The following is an 18,815-nucleotide window of genomic DNA, read 5'->3' on the forward strand; positions in this document are numbered from 1 at the left end:
GGCCGCCGACGGCGACGGCCTGCGGATGCCTCCCACACTATCGGCAGGGACTGACCAGGTGAACCGCCTCAGCGCCCGGACGGCCCGATCAGAGGTGCGCGCCTCAGGGCGACGGCCAGGCACACGCCCCACAGGGTGAACAGGGGGTCCCACAGGAACGCATGTCCCATCAGGCCCTCGGGATCGTGCACCGGGCCGAAGGCCCCCGCCAGGGCGGTCAGGGCGAGGACCGTGTGCACCCCGCCGTAGACGATCAGTCCGACGGCGCCGCACCAGCACAGCACCCGCCAGAGCCGGGGACGGGGGAGGGCTCCGCGAAGATGGAGTATCGGGACGGCCACGGCGGCGAGCTTGAGCAGGCCGATGATCAGCAGGCCGGCGAACACCCACCAGGGGGCCTGCTCCCGAAGCTCCACCGCGCCCTCGCCGACGGTCCCGAGCAGGGCCCGTCCGCCCAGCCCCCACCAGAGGCTGGATGCGGCGTGGAGTCCGCCGAAGATGATCGTCCCGGCCAGCGCGGACCGTCGCAGCCGTCCCATGCTCCCCCTGGCTCCCCTGTCGCGATGTCCGGCGTGATGTCCGGCGCGGGACCGGCCTGCGGGCACGCGGTGCGTCCTGCGGGACGGATCCTGAGACGGAGTTTTTGTCGCCGATGTGGCCACGATGTAGACTCGTTCATCGGTGTCTGGGCACCTCTGATGGGTCGTGCCCTCCAGAGAACGGTCCCAGACCCTAGGGCAGTGGCGCAATTGGTAGCGCAACGGTCTCCAAAACCGTAGGTTGCAGGTTCGAGTCCTGTCTGCCCTGCGCTGAGCGGCGCGGTGTCCGGACCTCCGGTCGACGCGGCTCACACCTTGTCCGCCGACCCCATGGAGCCTCCGTGTCCCAGACTCCTTCCCAGGAAGACCAGGGCAGGTCCCCGGACGGCGGGTCACCGCGGGGACCGTTCGGCAAGGTGTGGCTGTTCCTCCGGCAGGTCGTCGACGAGCTGAAGAAGGTCGTCGTCCCCACCCGGCGCGAGCTGACGAACTACACGCTGGTCGTGCTGGTGTTCGTCGTGATCGTGATCCTGCTGGTCACCGGGCTCGACCGGGTGTTCAGCACCGCCGCCGAATGGGTGTTCGGCGACGGTGCCGCGGAAGCACCGGCCGAAGCTCCGATGGAGCAGGCGCCGGAGGACGCCCCCGACGGCGACGCACCGGCTGACGACGCCGAGCAGGGTCAGGGCGACGACTCGTAGCAGCGACTCGTCGCACCGCCCCGGGCCCAGCATCCGCGGCCCGACCGGCCCAGACCACGAAGAGCAGGAGAGACAGTGTCGGAACAGGAACTTTCGCAGCACACCGAGGCCGATGAGGCCCAGGAGACGGCCGCCGTGACCGACGGCGACGCCGTCGAGGACGCTGTCGAGGCTTCGGCCGACTCTGACGCCGAGCCCACGGACTCCGAGGCCCCCGAGCAGGCGGAGTCCGCCGAGCCGGCCGACCAGGCCGAACAGTCTGAGGAGCCTGAGGAGAAGACCTACGACCAGCGGGCCGACGAGCTGCGTCGTGAGCTGCGAAGGGGCCTCGGCGACTGGTACGTGGTGCACACCTACGCCGGGTACGAGAAGCGTGTGCGCTCCAACCTGGAAACCCGCATCCAGACCCAGGACATGGAGGACTCGATCTTCGAGATCGACGTCCCCATGGAGGAGGTCGTGGAGATCAAGGGCACCCAGCGCAAGGTCGTCAACCGGGTGCGCATCCCCAGCTATGTGCTGGTGCGCATGGAGATGACCGATGCGGCCTGGGGTGTGGTCCGCCACACCCCGGGGGTCACCGGCTTCGTGGGCAACGCCCACGATCCGCACCCGCTCGGCATCGACGAGGTCTACGACATGCTGGTCGAGCACCGCCTCGGCAAGCCCGACGCTCCGAAGGTCGTCGAGACCGGCGGCGACGCAGCCCCGCTCGGCCCGACCCCCGGAGAGGCCGTCACGGTCGACTTCGAGGTCGGCGAGTCCGTCACCGTCAACGACGGTCCGTTCGCAACCCTTCCGGCGACGATCTCGGAGATCCAGCCGGACAGCCGCCAGCTGGTGGTACTCGTCTCGATCTTCGAGCGCGAGACCCCGGTGACGCTGAACTTCAACCAGGTGGACAAGGTCTACTGAGACACAGACTCTCGGTGCGACGGATGGCTTTGGTCCGTCGCACCGGACCGGTCATCGCCGCCATGATGACCACCGCCTCTGACCACACTCCTGTGGCGGAGGGAAACCGCAAGTACGAAGGACGCTTTCAACTATGGCCCCGAAGAAGAAGGTCGCCGGCCTGATCAAGCTGCAGATCCAGGCGGGTGCCGCCAACCCGGCACCGCCGATCGGCCCTGCGCTCGGTCAGCACGGCGTCAACATCATGGAGTTCTGCAAGGCCTACAACGCCGCGACCGAGTCGCAGCGCGGCAATGTGGTGCCCGTGGAGATCACGGTCTACGAGGACCGCTCCTTCACCTTCATCACCAAGACCCCGCCGGCCGCCGAGCTGATCAAGAAGGCCGCTGGCGTCGCCAAGGGATCGGGCGTGCCGCACACCGACAAGGTCGGCAAGCTCACCCAGGCGCAGGTCGAGGAGATCGCCCAGACCAAGATGGAGGACCTCAACGCCCACGACGTCGAGTCCGCCTCCAAGATCATCGCCGGCACCGCCCGGTCGATGGGCATCGAGGTCCAGGCCTGACACCCCGGCCCTGAGCCGACATCCGTAAGAACCCCTGTGGGAAGGGCCGAGCGCGGCCCGCACACCACACCTGCGAAGGAGAGAACAAGCAGATGGCACAGCGCAGCAAAGCATATCGGGCGGCCGCCGAGAAGATCGACGCGGACCACCTCTACTCCCCGGCCGAGGCCGTGAGCCTGGCCAAGGAGGCCAACCCGTCCTCGAAGGACGCGACCGTGGAGGTCGTCTTCCGCCTGTCGGTCGACCCGCGCAAGGCCGACCAGATGGTCCGCGGCACGGTGAACCTGCCGCACGGCACCGGCAAGACGGCCCGCGTGGTGGTCTTCGCCCAGGGCGACAACGCGGTGAAGGCTGAGGAGGCCGGCGCCGACGTCGTCGGCTCCGACGAGCTGATCGCCAAGGTCGCCGACGGTTGGACCGACTTCGACGCCGCCGTGGCGTCCCCGGACATGATGGGTAAGGTCGGACGTCTCGGCAAGGTGCTGGGGCCCCGCAACCTGATGCCGAACCCGAAGACCGGCACTGTGACTCCGGACGTCGCCAAGGCCGTGGCCGACATCAAGGGCGGAAAGATCGACTTCCGCGTCGACAAGCACTCCAACCTGCACTTCATCATCGGCCGGACCAGCTTCGACGCCGACCAGCTGGCGGAGAACTACGCCGCCGCACTGGACGAGATCCTGCGTCTGAAGCCCTCGGCGTCGAAGGGCCGCTACATCCAGCGCGCCACCATGACGACCACCTTCGGCCCGGGCATCCCTGTGGACCCGAACGTCACCCGCGTGGTGCCGCAGGCCTGAGCATGAGTCCGCCGCACGGCGGATGAGGCCCCGGCGACCCTCCGACGGAGAGGTCGCCGGGGCCTCGTCATGTCTGCAGGTCGGTGGGCCGGGAGCGGCTCGACCGGGGCGAGTCGTGCTACGTTCACGGCTGTGGGATCCCGACACTTCTATGAGCCCCGCCGGGGACACCGTCTGCCGCACGACCCGTTCAAGGCGATCATCGCGCCCAGACCCGTCGGCTGGGTCTCCAGCCGCTCGGCCGAAGGTGTGCTGAACCTGGCGCCGTACAGCTTCTTCAATGCCTTCACGGCCGCGCCGCCGATCATCGGCTTCGCCTCGAACGGCTGGAAGGACTCGGTCGCCAACATCGAGGCCTCCGGTGAGTTCTGCTGGCATCTGGCCGACCATGGGCTCGCCGCACGGATGAACCTGACCTCGGCCTCCCTGCCTCCGGAGGTCGACGAGTTCGCGGCCGCCGGCCTGACCCCGCGGCGGTCGCAGGTGGTCGAGGTGCCCCATGCGGCCGAGGCGCGCGTGGTCTTCGAGTGCCGCCGCACCCAGATCGTGCGGCTCACCGACTCCCACGGCACCGAGGTGGACACCTGGCTGACGCTCGGCGAAGTCGTCGGTGTGCACATCGACGAATCACTGCTGGTCGACGGCATCTACGACACCGCGGCCGGGGACCCGGTCCTGCGTGCCGGAGGGCCGAGCGACTACTTCCGGATCGGGAGCGACCGCCTGTTCCACATGCGTCGTCCCCGCGCCGAGGACGTCGACGTCGACCGCTGAGGGCTGCGCCGGCCGCCGCCTCCCGGGGCGGTGACCGGTCGGCCGACGCCGAGTGGCGGAGCGGCCCTCGGGACGTGTAGGATCGTTCGCGACCAGAGACCGCCGGTCGCTGAAGTCGTGCGGAGGACAGTGGCATTGTGCTCCGCGGTCGCCGGGCTCCGCCCGGAGTGCGACTCAGCTGTAAAGACCCCTCGCGGGCGACCTGCGCAGGTGACACGAACCAGCCGCTCCCGATCAGGTGCCGATCCTGCCGTCCAGGACGAGGCGCCGACGATCTGAGTCGCCCCGTGCATCTGCGCACCGGGGCTTTTTTCATGCCCCCGATCATCGCTAGTGCAGGGACCTCGGCCGGCACCGAAAGATCGGAAGGAGTGCCATGGCGAATCCTGAGAAGGCTGCCGCCGTGGACGAGCTGAAGGAACTGTTCAGCTCGTCGACCGCCGCAGTGCTCACGGAATACCGCGGCCTCTCCGTCGGACAGCTGCAGGAGCTGCGCAAGTCCGTGCGGGAGAACGCGCACTACGCCGTGGTGAAGAACACGCTGACCGAGATCGCCGCGCGCGAATCCGGTATCGATGCCTTCGAGGGCAAGATGGAGGGCCCCTCCGCCATCGCCTTCGTCCACGGCGACGCCGTCGACGTGGCCAAGGCCCTGCGTGACTTCGCCAAGAGCAACCCCGCACTCGTCATCAAGGCCGGCTACATGGACGGAGCCGCGCTGGACGAGGACGGGATCAAGAAGCTTGCGGATCTCGAATCCCGCGAGGTTCTGCTCGGCAAGATGGCCGGCGCCTTCATCGGCGTCCAGTCGAAGGCCGCCGCCGTCCTCCAGGCTCCGCTGACCAAGGCCGTGCGCACGGTCGAGGCGCTGCGGGAGCAGCAGGAAGCGGCCTGAGCCGAGCTCGATGGGCCCGATCGGACCGGTATGACGGTCCCGGAAGGCCCCCGGGGCGGGGCAGACCCGCCCACCACGTAGGAAGATCCGCAGGTGTCGCGGTCTGCGAGAGTCGCAGACTCAGACATGACAGACATGAGAAGGAGCGCCTGACATGGCGAAGATGACCAACGACGAGCTGATCGACCAGTTCAAGGAGATGTCCCTCATCGAGCTCTCGGAGTTCGTGAAGCTCTTCGAGGAGACCTTCGACGTCGAGGCCGCCGCTCCGGTGGCCGTGGCCGGTGCCGCACCGGCCGCCGGCGGCGGCGAGGGCGAGGCTGCTGAGGAGCAGACCGAGTTCGACGTCGTGCTGGAGTCCGCCGGCGACAAGAAGATCGGCGTCATCAAGGAGGTGCGCGGTCTGACCTCCCTCGGCCTGAAGGAGGCCAAGGAGCTGGTCGACGGCGCTCCGAAGCCGGTCCTCGAGGGCGTCGACAAGGACGCCGCCGAGAAGGCGAAGGAGACCCTGGAGGGCGCCGGCGCCACCGTCACCCTCAAGTGAGCCTGAGCTCGGCCCGACTCGGCTGAGCATCATCGCCTCGCCCCCGCAGGGGGGACGAGGACGCTCATCGGATCCCCCGCCCCGGACCTCCGGGGCGGGGGATCCGTGCGTCCGGCGGGTGTGCGGACCTCCGGCCCGGGGGCGGGTGTGCGCGGCCGAGGTGCGGCTAGGATGGAGGAGGGAGGAAGCGCCCTCCCAGGGCGGCGTTGAGGGCGTCGTCCGAGCACGGATGAGGAACGTCGGCCGATGACCGTCGGCCGACCGAGCACTGAACAGGAGCGCCGACATGACCGACCCGGCACAGACAGACGCCGCACCGGAGCAGCCCCAGGGCGAGCAGGCCCGGGAGGAGCAGGCCGCAGGCGAGCAGCCGCAGTCAGGCTTCGGCGTCGTCGTGGGCATCGACGGTTCGGACCACTCCATGGGGGCCCTCCGTCTGGCCGCCGACGAGGCCGACCGACGGGGCCTGCCGCTGACCATGGTCATCGCCTACTCGCTGTCGCCGTACTCCGACTCCGCGCGCGCCGCGGGCGACTACTTCGCCGACGACTCCGTCCTGCGCGACGGGTGCAAGAACGTGCTGCTCGAGGCGCGGGAGCACCTCGGCCACTTCTCGGGACGGCTGCGCGGATACGTCAAGTACGGCGACGCCGCCGACGTCCTGCTGAAGTTCTCCAAACGCGCCGACCTGCTCGTGGTCGGAAGCCGCGGCCGCGGCGGGTTCGCCGGCCGCATGCTGGGATCGGTGTCCTCCGGTCTGCCGTGGAAGTCCCGCTGCCCGGTGATCATCGTGCCCAAGCGGTTCACCTCCCAGGACGAGCATGAGCACCGCGACGTCTCCGCCGCTCCGGTCTCGGTGGGAGTGGACGGCTCCAGCCACAGCCTCGTGGCGGCCCTCGAAGCCGCGGAGGAGGCCCGGACCCGCCGGGTGCCGCTGCGTCTGGTCTCCGCCTACACCGACCACGTCGAGGACACGTCCTGGACGCCCAAGAAGCGGCAGCGCAAGGACCAGCACGACGGTGTCCTGGCCCGGCTGGACGAGGACCGGGCATGGCTGCGGGAGCAGGCGCCCGGCGTCGAGATCGAGACCGTCGCCGCCGTGGGCAGCTCCGTGAAGGTCATGGTCGACGAATCCCGGACCGCCGGGCTGACGGTGGTCGGCACCCGAGGCCGCGGCGGATTCGCCGGGATGATCCTCGGATCGACCTCGAACGGTGTGATGCACCACGCCGAGGGTCCGCTGATGGCCGTCGCGGACGTCGCCGACCCCCGAGTGCGCTCCCACCGTCGCTTCGCCCAGGGCTGAGGCCGGCCCGGCTCCTCCTGCTCGGGCCTGCCCCGTAGTGCGCCGTTCCGATCAGAGGCGTCTCCGGCGGCGGGGCCGCAGTCCCGCGGCGATGAGGATCAGCCCCGCGAGGGTGCAGATTCCGAGTCCGACCAGCAGCGGGTCCACCATCACCCCGAGGACGACGCCGAGCAGGCACCACAGGGCGAGCAGGAAGCAGACCGTGCCCACGACGAGCTGACCGGGACGCATCCCTGAGGGCTCCTCGGAGTCGGATCCCGGGCGGTCGGCGGTGCGTTCGGAGGAGGCTCCGACGAGCCGGCCCTCCGCCTCCGCTCGCTCCCACCATCGGGGGCCCCGCTCGGGTTCCTTCCAGTCGAAGTCCTCCGCGGTCGTGGTCTGCAGCGATTCGGCCAGCAGCGAGTCGATCTCGTGCGGACGGTCGGGGTGGTGGTCCCGTCGGGTCATCATCGTCCCTCTCCGGAGCCCGCGGACGAACCGGTCTCCTGCGCGTAGGTGGTGGCGTCGTAGAGCTCGATGCTGTTGAACGCCGCATTGATCGAGACGTGCAGACGACGCTCGGCATCGGCCGGGCCGACGGTGAATCCGCGGCTGCTCAGGCCGCCGCCCTCGTGCTCCCCCCCGACCGTGTGGGCGCTCATTCCGCCGAAGGCCTGGTTCGCGTCCACCACGACCTCGACGTCGTCGGGGACGAGCAGCTCCAGGGACGAGAAGGCGGTGCTGACGTCCGCGTAGTGGACCTCGACGCCGTCGACGGTCTCGGCCTCGGCGGGGTCCAGGTGCCGCAGGTCCATCGTGGTGGCGGAGAACGCCGACCTCATGGTGGCGGCGTCGGTGGTGTCGGTGCCGAAGGCGTGCAGGCCGTCGCCGCGGAAGCCCTGTCCGTGGGCGAGGGTGAACACCAGCACCATCGCCGCAGCAGCGGTGACCAGCAGGAATCCGCGGCCGCGTCGACCGCGGACCGCGGAGACGATGTGGGCCGAGGACATCAGGAGCACGACGACGATCAGGCAGCTCAGGACGGCGGTCAGGGGAGAGATCCCCACCACGCCGCCGACGGCCATCAGGCCGAGCAGGGTGGGGACCGCCAGCAGCAGCGTGCCGAAGGTCAGCAGCCGTCGACGGCTGCGACGTTCACGCTCCGCTGCGGTGGCACCGGGGGTCTCGACGTCCGCCGAGGTCGTCGACCTCGTCCGCGGCCTCCCGTCGCCGCGGCCCCGCCGAGTCGCCGGGTCCCGTCTCGGGCTCGGTTCGGGAGGGCCGTACCGCTCAGGGGGCTCAGGAGCGGCGGTGGTGGGATACCAGGCCGGGCGGCCGTCGGTGCGCCGCGGCATGGGTCGCGTGGAGTCCTCCTCGGCGTACCCGGAGGATCCCTGAGAGGCCTCCGCGGGCGACCTGCGGCCGCGGCGCACCGACGCGGTCATCAGCCAGACCAGGCCCGCGAGCACCAGGACGTTGAGCACGACGCCGACGGCGCCGGTGAGGCTGAACGGGCTCAGCAGCGTCAGCGCGCCCACGGCGGCGAGGAGCCCGCCCCCGATGAGTCCGCCGCCGTGCTCGCCGGCGACGGCCCGCTGCAGGTGGATCCGCCCGGACGAGTCGGGCAGCAGCAGCCAGAGCAGACCGTAGGTCAGCGAGATCGGCGGGAAGAAGAGCAGGGTCAGGATGACCAGGATCCCGCGGACCAGGGTGGCGTCCCAGCGGACCCGGGCGGCGACCATGGCGGCGACGCCGCCGAACCAGCCCGAGTTCGCGCGCACCAGGCCCGTGCGTCGGATCCGGTCGAAGAAGCGGTGCCCGGCGTGCGGGTCGCCGGTGTCGTCCTCGGCCGGCTGAGAGGTGTGCTGGGGAGGGTGCTGAGCCATGCTCCCAGTCTCCTCGCAGGCTCCGCTCCTCCGCTATGGGGGTCCACCCTGATGCGACCCTGAACCTGACCCCGTCGGACCCCCGAGAGGGGGCGGAGACGGATCGGCGTCCGGGACGCCGTGGCAGGATGGAGCTATGCCGGAGTCGCCCACCGAGGTGCGCCCGCGCCCCGAGCTGCGCCGCGCCGCCGACACCCCGCTGGCCGGGGTGTGCTTCGGTCTGGCCCGGCACCTCGAGGTCTCCGTGCCGACGGTCCGGGCCGCGATGATCGGCCTGGCCGTGGCCGGTGGGATCGGGGTGGTCCTCTACTGCTGGCTGTGGATCTTCGTGCCCGCCGACGATGAGGAGACCGGTGAGGCCGCCGTGCGGGGGCTCAGCGGACCGGCCGCCGACGGCGCGTCCTCGGGCGCGGCGCCCGCGGGTGGGACGGATCGGAGCGTGGTCGACGCCGGCCGGGACGACTTCGGAGTCCGGCTGCGGCGGCTGGCCGACGCGCTCACCGGTTCCCCGGAGGTGCTGCTCGGCGGGCTGCTGCTCGGCGGTGCCCTGCTGATGCTCACGGCTCTGCTCGGTGCGGATCTGAACTGGTGGGTCATCGCACCGCCGGCGGTGCTCACCCTGGGCGTGCTGGTGGCCTGGCCCCAGGTCGACAGGCCCGACTCCGCGCGGGGCGCGGGGGATCGGCCCGGCCCCCTCCGCCAGGTCGCCGTCGGCTCCGGCCTCGTCGTCCTGGCGCTGGTGCTGCTGGTCGCCGGGCTGGTGCCCCTGGCCGAACTCGTCATGGGTCTGGTGATCGCCACGATGCTGGTGGCGGGGCTCGGCCTGGTGGCCGCCCCGTGGCTGATCCGGCTCTACCGGACGGCGACCACGCAGCGGGCTCGGGCCGCGGCCGAGGCGGAGCGCGCCGACATCGCCGCCCACCTGCACGACTCCGTGCTCCAGACCCTCGCGATGATCCAGAAGCAACGTCACGACCCTGAGGCGGTCGGCACACTGGCCCGACTCCAGGAGAGACAGCTCCGCGGCTGGCTCTACCGGCGGGATGGGGCCGAGCCGGGGACCCTGAAGGATCAGCTCCTCGCGGTCGCCGCGGAGCTCGAGGAGCAGCACGGCGTCGCCGTCGACGTCGTCGCCGTCGGCTCCTCCGGCCGCCACGACCACCGGGTCCTCGTGGCGGCCGCGCGGGAGGCGATGCTCAACGCGGTCCGGCACGCGGGCCCGGCGTCGGTCTACATCGAATCCGATGAGACCGGTGATGCCGTCTACGTCAGGGACCGCGGACCCGGTTTCGATCCCCGGGCGGTCGACGCCGACCGGCTCGGGATCCGAGAGTCCATCGTCGGGCGGATGCGCCGGGCCGGAGGTGAGGCCGTGATCCGCTTCCCCGGGTCCGGCACCGAGGTCCGGCTGCAGATGCCGGTCGAGGCGGAGGCCGAACCCGGTACGGAGTCGGGCACCGAGGGCGGACGCGACGAGGAGACGGCATGAGTGCGCAGATCCGTGTGGTGATCGTGGACGATCACGCCATCTTCCGGGCCGGCCTCCGCCATGAGATCGGCGACCGGCTCCAGGTGGTCGGCGAGGCGGCCGACGTCGACGCCGCGGCGGAGGTGGTGCGGGCGCAGCGCCCCGACGTCGTGCTCCTCGACGTCCACCTGCCCGGCGGCACCGGAGGCGGGGGAGCCGAGGTGGTGCTCAGCTGCCGGGACCTGCTGGAGGGCACCCGCTTCCTCGCGATCAGCGTCTCGGACCAGGCCGAGGACGTCGTCTCGGTGATCCGCGCCGGAGCACGCGGGTACGTGACCAAGACGATCAGTCCCGACGAGCTCGTCGCCGCCGTGGGTGCGGTCCACGGGGGCGACGCGGTGTTCTCACCGCGCCTGGCCGGTTTCGTGCTCGATGCCTTCGGCACGTCGGCCGCGGCGGAGGAGGTCCGTGACGAGGAGCTCGATCGGCTCTCCGCACGCGAGGTGGAGGTCATGCGCCTGATCGCGCGGGGGTACACGTATCGTGAGCTCGCCGGCGAGCTGTACCTCTCCGTCAAGACGGTGGAGACCCATGTCTCGAGGGTGCTGCGGAAGCTCCAGCTCTCCTCGCGCTACGAGCTCACCCGGTGGGCCGAGCAGCGCCGCATCGTCTGACACGGACGGCGCTCTGCTAGAGTCGGGCCGACCGGCCGGGACCGCGGGTCGTCGAGGCGCGCAGGCTCGGTCCATACACCACGGGCGGACCGCTCCGGGCGAGGCGCGGTCGTCGGCGTTGCGCTCTCCTGTGCAGATGTTCTATGCTGTACTTTTGCGCCATTCCCCTCTGATCGTGCCTTCAAATAGCGGTGGGCACCCTTGATGTGCGCAGACTCCAAGGAAGCTACGAAGGTCTGTGGAAGGATTCCTCTTGGTCGCCTCGAGCACCTCATCGATTCAAACCGCTAGCTCGGCCCGCACGTCTGAATACGCCGGCCGACTCTCATTCGCAAAGATCTCAGAGCCCCTGGACGTCCCCGAGCTGCTCGCGCTGCAGATCGAGTCCTTCGACCGACTGGTCGGCAACGAGCGCTGGGCCGCTCGTGTGGAGGAGGCCCGTGAGAAGGGTGTCCGGGGCGTCTCCGACACCTCCGGCCTCGCCGACATCTTCGAGGAGATGTCCCCGATCGAGGACTTCCAGGGCACCATGTCCCTGAGCTTCTCGGAGCCGGAGTTCGCCGACCCGAAGATGCCGGTCGACGAGTGCAAGGAGCGTGACACCACCTACGCCGCTCCGCTGTACGTCAAGGCCGAGTTCATGAACAACAACACCGGCGAGATCAAGCAGCAGACGGTGTTCATGGGCGACTTCCCCCTGATGACGGACCGCGGCACGTTCATCATCAACGGCACCGAGCGCGTCGTCGTCTCGCAGCTGGTCCGCTCCCCGGGCGCCTACTTCGAGCGCAGCCCGGACAAGACCTCGGACAAGGACATCTTCACCGCCAAGGTGATCCCCTCCCGCGGCGCCTGGTTCGAGCTGGAGATCGACAAGCGCGACCAGGTCGGCGTGCGTCTGGACCGCAAGCGCAAGCAGCCGGTGACCGCCCTGCTCAAGGCGCTGGGCTGGACCGAGTCCCGCATCCTCGAGGAGTTCGGCGACTACGACTCCGTGCGCGCCACCCTGGAGAAGGACACGTTCGAGTCCCAGGACGACGCCCTGCTGGACATCTACCGCAAGCTGCGTCCGGGAGAGCCGCCCACGGTGGAGGCCGCCGAGGGCCTGCTGCGCGGCCTGTACTTCACCCCGAAGCGCTACGACCTCGCGAAGGTGGGCCGCTACAAGCTCAACCGTAAGCTGGGCGTCGACAAGGACTTCGCCGACCCGGACGCCTCGGTGCTCACCGAGGAGGACATCGTTGCGATGATCCACTACCTCTGCGCGCTGCACGCCGGTCAGCCCACCATCCGCGGCGCCCGCGAGGGTGAGCCGACGGAGATCCACGTCAACGTCGACGACATCGACCACTTCGGCAACCGCCGCATCCGTGCGGTGGGCGAGCTGATCGAGAACCAAGTCCGCACCGGACTCTCCCGCATGGAGCGTGTGGTCCGTGAGCGGATGACCACCCAGGACGTCGAGGCGATCACGCCGCAGACCCTGATCAACATCCGCCCGGTCGTCGCCTCCATCAAGGAGTTCTTCGGCACCTCGCAGCTGTCGCAGTTCATGGACCAGAACAACCCGCTGGCCGGTCTGACGCACAAGCGGCGTCTCTCCGCGCTGGGTCCGGGCGGTCTCTCCCGCGACCGCGCCGGCATGGAGGTCCGTGACGTCCACCCATCGCACTACGGCCGCATGTGCCCGATCGAGACCCCCGAAGGCCCGAACATCGGGCTGATCGGTTCGCTGGCGACCTACGGCCGGATCAACTCCTTCGGCTTCATCGAGACCCCGTACCGCCGCGTCGTGGACGGCCGGGTCACCGATCAGATCGACTACCTCACCGCCGACGACGAGCTGGTCGCCCAGATCGCCCAGGCCAACGCCCCGCTGAACGAGGACGGCACCTTCACCGAGGAGCAGGTCCTCTGCCGTCAGCGCGGCGGCGCCGGTGAGCCGGTGCTGGCCACCTCCGACGACATCGACTACATGGACGTCTCCCCGCGCCAGATGGTGTCGGTGGCGACCGCGCTGATCCCGTTCCTCGAGCACGACGACGCCAACCGCGCGCTCATGGGTGCGAACATGCAGCGTCAGGCCGTGCCGCTGCTGGAGTCGGAGTCCCCGCTGGTGGGCACCGGTATGGAGAAGTACGCCGCGGTCGACGCCGGCGACTCGATCACCGCTGAGAAGCCCGGTGTCGTGACCTCCGTGGCGGCCGACATGGTCACCACGCTCAACGACGACGGCACCCAGACCCACTACCGGATCATGAAGTTCGAGCGCTCGAACCAGGGCAACGCCTACAACCAGCGTGTCCGGGTCTCCGAGGGTGACCGCGTCGAGCGCCAGGCGGTCATCGCCGACGGCCCGTCCACGGAGGCCGGCGAGCTCGCCCTGGGCAAGAACCTGCTGGTCGCCTTCATGTCCTGGGAGGGTCACAACTTCGAGGACGCGATCATCCTCTCCCAGCGCCTGGTGCAGGACGACGTCCTGACCTCGATCCACATCGAGGAGCACGAGGTCGACGCCCGTGACACCAAGCTCGGTGCCGAGGAGATCACCCGGGACATCCCGAACGTCTCCGACGAGATGCTCGCCCAGCTCGACGAGCGCGGCATCATCCACATCGGTGCCGAGGTCGAGGCCGGGGACATCCTGGTCGGCCGCGTCACGCCCAAGGGTGAGACCGAGCTGACCCCGGAGGAGCGCCTGCTGCGCGCCATCTTCGGCGAGAAGTCCCGCGAGGTCCGCGACACCTCCCTGAAGGTGCCCCACGGTGAGTCCGGCACGGTGATCGGTGTGCGCATCTTCGACGCCGAGGAGGGCGACGAGCTGCCCCCGGGCGTGAACCAGCTGGTGCGCGTCTACGTCGCGCAGAAGCGCAAGATCACCGACGGCGACAAGCTCGCCGGCCGCCACGGCAACAAGGGCGTGATCGCCAAGGTGCTGCCGGAGGAGGACATGCCCTTCATGGCCGACGGCACCCCGATGGACATCATCCTCAACCCGATGGGTGTGCCCGGCCGTATGAACATCGGCCAGGTCATGGAGCTCCACCTCGGGTGGGCCGCCTCGCAGGGCTGGACCATCGAGGGCGAGCCCGAGTGGCTGGGGGATCTGCCGAACCTGCCGCGCGAGACCGGCCCCTGCAAGGTCGCCACACCGGTGTTCGACGGCGCCGAGGCCACCGAGCTGACCGGCATCCTCGAGTCGGTGAACCCGACCCGCGACGGGGAGCACCTGGTCGGCGTCGACGGCAAGGCCCGTCTGTTCGACGGTCGTTCCGGCGAGCCCTTCGAGGACCCGGTGTCGGTCGGCTACATGTACATCCTGAAGCTGCACCACCTGGTCGACGACAAGATCCACGCCCGTTCGACCGGCCCGTACTCGATGATCACCCAGCAGCCGCTCGGTGGTAAGGCGCAGTTCGGCGGTCAGCGCTTCGGTGAGATGGAGGTGTGGGCCCTTGAGGCCTACGGCTCCGCCTACACCCTGCAGGAGCTGCTGACCATCAAGTCCGACGACATCCACGGACGCGTCAAGGTCTACGAGGCCATCGTCAAGGGCGAGAACATCCCGGAGCCCGGGGTTCCGGAGTCGTTCAAGGTCCTGATCAAGGAGATGCAGTCGCTCTGCCTGAACGTGGAGGTCCTCTCCGCCGACGGCAGCACTGTGGAGATGCGTGATGCGGAGGAGACCGGGTTCAGCGCCGCTGAGGAGCTGGGCATCGACCTCTCCCGGGCGGAGCCCAGCTCCGTCGAAGAGGTCTGAGCCTCCCGGACACTCCACGCACGACGTCACGAATCTTTAGAGAAGAGAGAGATACCGGACTATGTCCAACGAATCCTCATTCGGCACGATGCGCATCGGCCTGGCCACCGGCGACGACATCCGCGGATGGTCCTACGGCGAGGTCAAGAAGCCTGAGACGATCAACTACCGGACCCTGAAGCCGGAGAAGGACGGGCTCTTCTGCGAGAAGATCTTCGGTCCCTCCCGGGACTGGGAGTGCTACTGCGGCAAGTACAAGCGGGTGCGCTTCAAGGGCATCATCTGTGAGCGCTGCGGCGTCGAGGTGACCCGTGCCAAGGTGCGCCGTGAGCGCATGGGCCACATCCAGCTGGCCGCCCCGGTGACCCACATCTGGTACTTCAAGGGTGTGCCGTCGCGTCTGGGCTACCTGCTGGACCTGGCGCCGAAGGACCTGGAGAAGGTCATCTACTTCGCCGCCTACATGATCACCTCGGTGGACGAGGAGCGTCGTCACGACGACCTGCCCAACCTGCAGGCGGAGTTCGACCAGGAGTCCAAGCACCTCGCCGACGAGCGCGACTCCGACATCGCCGCCGTCGCCAAGGACCTCGAGGACGACCTCGAGCGTCTGGAGGGCGAGGGCGCGAAGGCCGCCGAGAAGAAGAAGGCCCGCGACACCGCCGACAAGCAGATGGCTCAGGTGCGAAAGCGCGCCGACGCCGAGATCGAGCAGCTCGAGAAGGTCTGGGACCGCTTCAAGAGCCTCAAGGTCTCCGACCTGGAGGGCGACGAGGCGCTGTTCCGTGAGCTGCGGGCACGCTACGGCCAGTACTTCGAGGGCTTCATGGGCGCCGAGGCGATCCAGCGGCGCCTGGCGAACTTCGACATGGACGGTGAGGCCGAGGCCCTGCGCGAGACCATCGCCAACGGCAAGGGTCAGCGCAAGACCCGGGCCCTGAAGCGGCTGAAGGTCCTCAACGCGTTCCTGGCCAACGGCAACTCCCCGGAGGGCATGGTCCTCGACGCGGTCCCGGTGATCCCGCCGGAGATCCGTCCGATGGTCCAGCTCGACGGCGGCCGCTTCGCCACCTCGGACCTCAACGACCTGTACCGCCGGGTGATCAACCGGAACAACCGCCTGAAGCGTCTGCTCGACCTGGGCGCCCCGGAGATCATCGTCAACAACGAGAAGCGGATGCTGCAGGAGTCGGTGGACTCCCTGTTCGACAACGGCCGGCGCGGGCGCCCGGTCACCGGACCGGGCAACCGTCCGCTGAAGTCGCTGTCCGACATGCTCAAGGGCAAGCAGGGTCGCTTCCGTCAGAACCTGCTCGGCAAGCGCGTCGACTACTCGGGCCGTTCGGTCATCGTCGTCGGCCCGCAGCTGCAGCTGCACGAGTGCGGTCTGCCGAAGCAGATGGCCCTGGAGCTGTTCAAGCCGTTCGTCATGAAGCGCCTGGTGGACCTGAACCACGCGCAGAACATCAAGTCGGCCAAGCGCATGGTGGAGCGCCAGCGTCCGCAGGTCTGGGACGTGCTCGAGGAGATCATCACCGAGCACCCGGTCCTGCTGAACCGTGCCCCCACCCTGCACCGTCTGGGCATCCAGGCCTTCGAGCCACAGCTGGTCGAGGGCAAGGCCCTGCAGCTGCACCCGCTGGTCTGCTCGGCGTTCAACGCCGACTTCGACGGCGACCAGATGGCCGTGCACCTGCCGCTGAGCCCGGAGGCCCAGGCCGAGGCGCGCATCCTGATGCTGTCCTCGAACAACATCCTGAAGCCCTCGGACGGCCGTCCGGTCGCCCTGCCCTCGCAGGACATGATCATCGGTCTGCACCACCTGACCACGGTCCGTGAGGACGAGCAGGGCGCCGGTCGCGCCTTCTCCTCGGTGGGTGAGGCGCAGATGGCCTTCGACCTCAGGGAGCTGCACCTCAACGCCCCGGCGAAGATCCGGGTCGAGGGCTTCGTGCCCTCCGACGCGGTGCCGGCGCCCGAGGGCTGGGAGGCCGGTGAGCCGGCGACGATCTCCACCACGCTGGGCAAGGTCGTCTTCAACCAGCTGCTGCCCGAGGACTACCCCTGGCAGGACTCGGTGGCCGACAAGGGCCAGCTCTCGGCGCTGATCAACGATCTGGCCGAGCGGTACCCGACCGTGGCCACGGCGCGCACGCTGGACAACCTCAAGGACGCCGGCTTCTACTGGTCCACCCGTTCGGGCGTGACCGTGGCCATCTCGGACATCACCTCCGACATGGACAAGAAGTCGATCATGGACTCCTACGAGGACCAGGCCGCCAAGGTCCAGTCCCAGTACGAGATGGGTCTGATCGGTGAGGACGAGCGCCACGCGGAGCTGGTGGAGATCTGGTCGAAGGCCACCGAGGAGGTCGCCGCGGCGATGCAGTCGGGGATGGACCGGCTGAACACCATCAACCGCATGGTGACCTCCGGGGCCCGAGGCAACTGGCTGCAGGTCCGGCAGATCGCCGGGATCCGTGGTCTGGTGACCAACCCCCGCGGTGACATCATTCCGCGTCCGATCAAGTCGTCCTACCGCGAGGGCCTGTCGGTGCTGGAGTACTTCATCGCGACCCACGGTGCCCGTAAGGGTCTGGCCGACACCGCGCTGAAGACGGCGAACTCGGGCTACCTGACCCGTCGTCTGGTGGACGTGTCGCAGGACGTCATCGTCCGCGAGGATGACTGCGGCACCTCGCGCGGACTGACCGTGCCGATCGCCGTGGCCGATGAGAACGGCGAACTGCGCATGCACGACGCCGTGGAGAACTCGGCCTATGCCCGGACGCTGGCGGTCGACGTCGCCGACTCCGAGGGCACCGTGCTGGGCGAGGCCGGAGCCGACGTCGGAGACGTGCTCATCCGGCGCCTGTTCGACGCCGGCATCACCGAGGTCAAGGTCCGCTCCGTGCTGACCTGTGAGTCCCCGGTGGGCACCTGCTCGTTCTGCTACGGACGCTCCCTGGCGACCGGCAAGACGGTGGACATCGGCGAGGCGGTGGGCATCATCGCCGCGCAGTCCATCGGTGAGCCGGGTACGCAGCTGACGATGCGGACCTTCCACACCGGAGGGATCGCCTCGGCGGACGACATCACCCAGGGTCTGCCGCGAATCCAGGAGCTCTTCGAGGCCCGCACCCCCAAGGGTGTGGCTCCGATCGCCGAGACGGCCGGTCGTGTGCGGCTCGACGAGTCGGACAAGCAGCTGCGCCTGGTGCTGACCCCGGACGACGGCTCGGAGGAGAAGGCCTACCCGGTCCTGCGTCGTGCCCGTCTGCTCGTCGGCGACGGCGATCACGTCGAGGTCGGCCAGCAGCTGGTGGCCGGTGCGGTGGACCCCAAGCAGGTGCTGCGCATCCTCGGCCCGCGGGCGGCTCAGAAGTTCCTGGTCTCCGAGGTCCAGGACGTGTATCAGTCCCAGGGCGTGGGCATCCACGACAAGCACGTGGAGGTCATCGTCCGGCAGATGCTGCGTCGGATCACCGTCATCGAGTCCGGCGGCACCGACCTGCTGCCCGGCGAGCTGGCCGACCGGTTCCGCTTCCAGGCGGAGAACCGGAAGGCGGTGGCCGAGGGGCAGCAGCCCGCGTCGGGCCGTGACGAGCTGATGGGCATCACCAAGGCCTCGCTGGCCACCGACTCCTGGCTCTCGGCGGCCTCCTTCCAGGAGACCACCCGCGTGCTGACCCAGGCGGCGATGGAGGGCAAGTCCGACCCGCTGCTGGGCCTGAAGGAGAACGTGATCATCGGAAAGCTCATCCCGGCCGGCACCGGGCTGGACCGCTACACGCAGTCCACCGTGGAGCCGACCGAGGAGGCCAAGGCGAACCTGTTCACCGGCCCGAGCCTCTACGGGACGAGCTTCGACTACGCCGGTATGGAGGGCGACGGAGAGTTCCACGCCATCCCGCTGGACGACTACAACACCGAGCTCGACTTCCGGTGATCGGTCTCACCTGACGGTGAGGTCCGAGCGGTGAGGTCCGAACGGTGAGGCCGCGTCGCC

The 18,815-nt window shown here is 69.3% G+C and carries 15 protein-coding genes and 1 tRNA gene; 13 read left to right on the forward strand and 3 right to left on the reverse strand.

Going from position 1 to position 18,815, the window contains the following annotated elements:
* Positions 1 to 68 precede the first annotated feature (68 nt).
* Positions 69 to 539, reverse strand: a complete 471-nt coding sequence (locus N7E59_RS06340; RefSeq protein WP_261624080.1) for a DUF3995 domain-containing protein — start codon at positions 537 to 539, stop codon at positions 69 to 71.
* Between the two features lie 195 nt (positions 540 to 734).
* On the opposite strand from N7E59_RS06340, the gene N7E59_RS06345 reads away from it, so the two are divergent.
* From N7E59_RS06345 to N7E59_RS06385, 9 genes are all read left to right on the forward strand, one after another.
* Positions 735 to 807: transfer RNA gene (locus N7E59_RS06345), tRNA-Trp, on the forward strand.
* 73 nt (positions 808 to 880) lie between these two features.
* Positions 881 to 1,240: a preprotein translocase subunit SecE gene (secE, locus tag N7E59_RS06350; RefSeq protein WP_315942996.1), complete on the forward strand. Its 360-nt coding sequence runs from the start codon at positions 881 to 883 to the stop codon at positions 1,238 to 1,240.
* Positions 1,241 to 1,315: 75 nt separating this feature from the next.
* Positions 1,316 to 2,155, forward strand: a complete 840-nt coding sequence (locus N7E59_RS06355) for a transcription termination/antitermination NusG family protein (RefSeq protein WP_261624081.1) — start codon at positions 1,316 to 1,318, stop codon at positions 2,153 to 2,155.
* Positions 2,156 to 2,288: 133 nt separating this feature from the next.
* Positions 2,289 to 2,720 carry a 50S ribosomal protein L11 gene (rplK, locus tag N7E59_RS06360; protein ID WP_261624082.1) on the forward strand — a complete coding sequence of 144 codons (432 nt, stop codon included), beginning with the start codon at positions 2,289 to 2,291 and terminating at the stop codon, positions 2,718 to 2,720.
* A gap of 92 nt (positions 2,721 to 2,812) precedes the next feature.
* Positions 2,813 to 3,520, forward strand: a complete 708-nt coding sequence (gene rplA / locus N7E59_RS06365) for a 50S ribosomal protein L1 (protein ID WP_261624083.1) — start codon at positions 2,813 to 2,815, stop codon at positions 3,518 to 3,520.
* 132 nt (positions 3,521 to 3,652) lie between these two features.
* Positions 3,653 to 4,294 carry a flavin reductase family protein gene (locus N7E59_RS06370; RefSeq protein ID WP_261624084.1) on the forward strand — a complete coding sequence of 214 codons (642 nt, stop codon included), beginning with the start codon at positions 3,653 to 3,655 and terminating at the stop codon, positions 4,292 to 4,294.
* Positions 4,295 to 4,670: 376 nt separating this feature from the next.
* On the forward strand, positions 4,671 to 5,189 hold the full coding sequence (gene rplJ / locus N7E59_RS06375) for a 50S ribosomal protein L10 (RefSeq protein WP_261624085.1): 519 nt from the start codon (positions 4,671 to 4,673) through the stop codon (positions 5,187 to 5,189).
* A 154-nt stretch (positions 5,190 to 5,343) separates the two neighbouring features.
* The gene (rplL, locus tag N7E59_RS06380) at positions 5,344 to 5,733 is read left to right on the forward strand and encodes a 50S ribosomal protein L7/L12 (RefSeq protein ID WP_261624086.1); all 390 of its coding nucleotides are present in this window, start codon (positions 5,344 to 5,346) and stop codon (positions 5,731 to 5,733) included.
* A 286-nt stretch (positions 5,734 to 6,019) separates the two neighbouring features.
* Positions 6,020 to 7,039, forward strand: coding sequence for a universal stress protein (locus tag N7E59_RS06385; protein ID WP_261624087.1), 1,020 nt, complete (start codon positions 6,020 to 6,022; stop codon positions 7,037 to 7,039).
* Positions 7,040 to 7,090: 51 nt separating this feature from the next.
* Here N7E59_RS06385 and N7E59_RS06390 read toward each other — a convergent pair whose 3' ends face one another.
* Both N7E59_RS06390 and N7E59_RS06395 read right to left on the reverse strand, forming a co-directional pair.
* Positions 7,091 to 7,489 carry a hypothetical protein gene (locus tag N7E59_RS06390; protein ID WP_261624088.1) on the reverse strand — a complete coding sequence of 133 codons (399 nt, stop codon included), beginning with the start codon at positions 7,487 to 7,489 and terminating at the stop codon, positions 7,091 to 7,093.
* A complete protein-coding gene (locus N7E59_RS06395) occupies positions 7,486 to 8,904 on the reverse strand; it encodes a PspC domain-containing protein (protein ID WP_261624089.1) in 1,419 nt (472 codons plus the stop codon). The genes N7E59_RS06390 and N7E59_RS06395 overlap by 4 nt, the downstream gene beginning before the upstream one ends.
* A gap of 136 nt (positions 8,905 to 9,040) precedes the next feature.
* Between N7E59_RS06395 and N7E59_RS06400 the strand changes: the two genes are divergently transcribed.
* The 4 genes from N7E59_RS06400 to N7E59_RS06415 all read left to right on the forward strand — a co-directional run bounded on the left by N7E59_RS06400 (position 9,041) and on the right by N7E59_RS06415 (position 18,755).
* Positions 9,041 to 10,393 carry an ATP-binding protein gene (locus N7E59_RS06400; RefSeq protein ID WP_261624090.1) on the forward strand — a complete coding sequence of 451 codons (1,353 nt, stop codon included), beginning with the start codon at positions 9,041 to 9,043 and terminating at the stop codon, positions 10,391 to 10,393.
* Positions 10,390 to 11,046 (forward strand): response regulator, encoded by a 657-nt coding sequence (locus tag N7E59_RS06405; protein WP_261624091.1) that lies wholly within the window; start codon positions 10,390 to 10,392, stop codon positions 11,044 to 11,046. Before N7E59_RS06400 ends, N7E59_RS06405 begins: the two co-directional genes overlap by 4 nt.
* A gap of 253 nt (positions 11,047 to 11,299) precedes the next feature.
* Positions 11,300 to 14,806 carry a DNA-directed RNA polymerase subunit beta gene (gene rpoB, locus N7E59_RS06410; RefSeq protein ID WP_261624092.1) on the forward strand — a complete coding sequence of 1,169 codons (3,507 nt, stop codon included), beginning with the start codon at positions 11,300 to 11,302 and terminating at the stop codon, positions 14,804 to 14,806.
* 61 nt (positions 14,807 to 14,867) lie between these two features.
* Positions 14,868 to 18,755, forward strand: coding sequence for a DNA-directed RNA polymerase subunit beta' (locus N7E59_RS06415; RefSeq protein WP_261624093.1), 3,888 nt, complete (start codon positions 14,868 to 14,870; stop codon positions 18,753 to 18,755).
* Positions 18,756 to 18,815: the final 60 nt, after the last annotated feature.

Source organism: Nesterenkonia marinintestina, assembly GCF_025420485.1.
Lineage (GTDB): Bacteria > Actinomycetota > Actinomycetes > Actinomycetales > Micrococcaceae > Nesterenkonia > Nesterenkonia marinintestina.

Bases quoted from the DNA above. Each gene is read 5' to 3' on its own strand.
- N7E59_RS06340 (WP_261624080.1), bottom strand. From the start codon at position 539: ATGGGACGGCTGCGACGGTCCGCGCTGGCCGGGACGATCATCTTCGGC.
- rplK (WP_261624082.1), top strand. From the start codon at position 2,289: ATGGCCCCGAAGAAGAAGGTCGCCGGCCTGATCAAGCTGCAGATCCAG.
- rplA (WP_261624083.1), top strand. From the start codon at position 2,813: ATGGCACAGCGCAGCAAAGCATATCGGGCGGCCGCCGAGAAGATCGAC.
- rplJ (WP_261624085.1), top strand. From the start codon at position 4,671: ATGGCGAATCCTGAGAAGGCTGCCGCCGTGGACGAGCTGAAGGAACTG.
- rplL (WP_261624086.1), top strand. From the start codon at position 5,344: ATGGCGAAGATGACCAACGACGAGCTGATCGACCAGTTCAAGGAGATG.
- N7E59_RS06385 (WP_261624087.1), top strand. From the start codon at position 6,020: ATGACCGACCCGGCACAGACAGACGCCGCACCGGAGCAGCCCCAGGGC.
- N7E59_RS06390 (WP_261624088.1), bottom strand. From the start codon at position 7,489: ATGATGACCCGACGGGACCACCACCCCGACCGTCCGCACGAGATCGAC.
- N7E59_RS06395 (WP_261624089.1), bottom strand. From the start codon at position 8,904: ATGGCTCAGCACCCTCCCCAGCACACCTCTCAGCCGGCCGAGGACGAC.
- N7E59_RS06400 (WP_261624090.1), top strand. From the start codon at position 9,041: ATGCCGGAGTCGCCCACCGAGGTGCGCCCGCGCCCCGAGCTGCGCCGC.
- N7E59_RS06405 (WP_261624091.1), top strand. From the start codon at position 10,390: ATGAGTGCGCAGATCCGTGTGGTGATCGTGGACGATCACGCCATCTTC.
- N7E59_RS06415 (WP_261624093.1), top strand. From the start codon at position 14,868: ATGTCCAACGAATCCTCATTCGGCACGATGCGCATCGGCCTGGCCACC.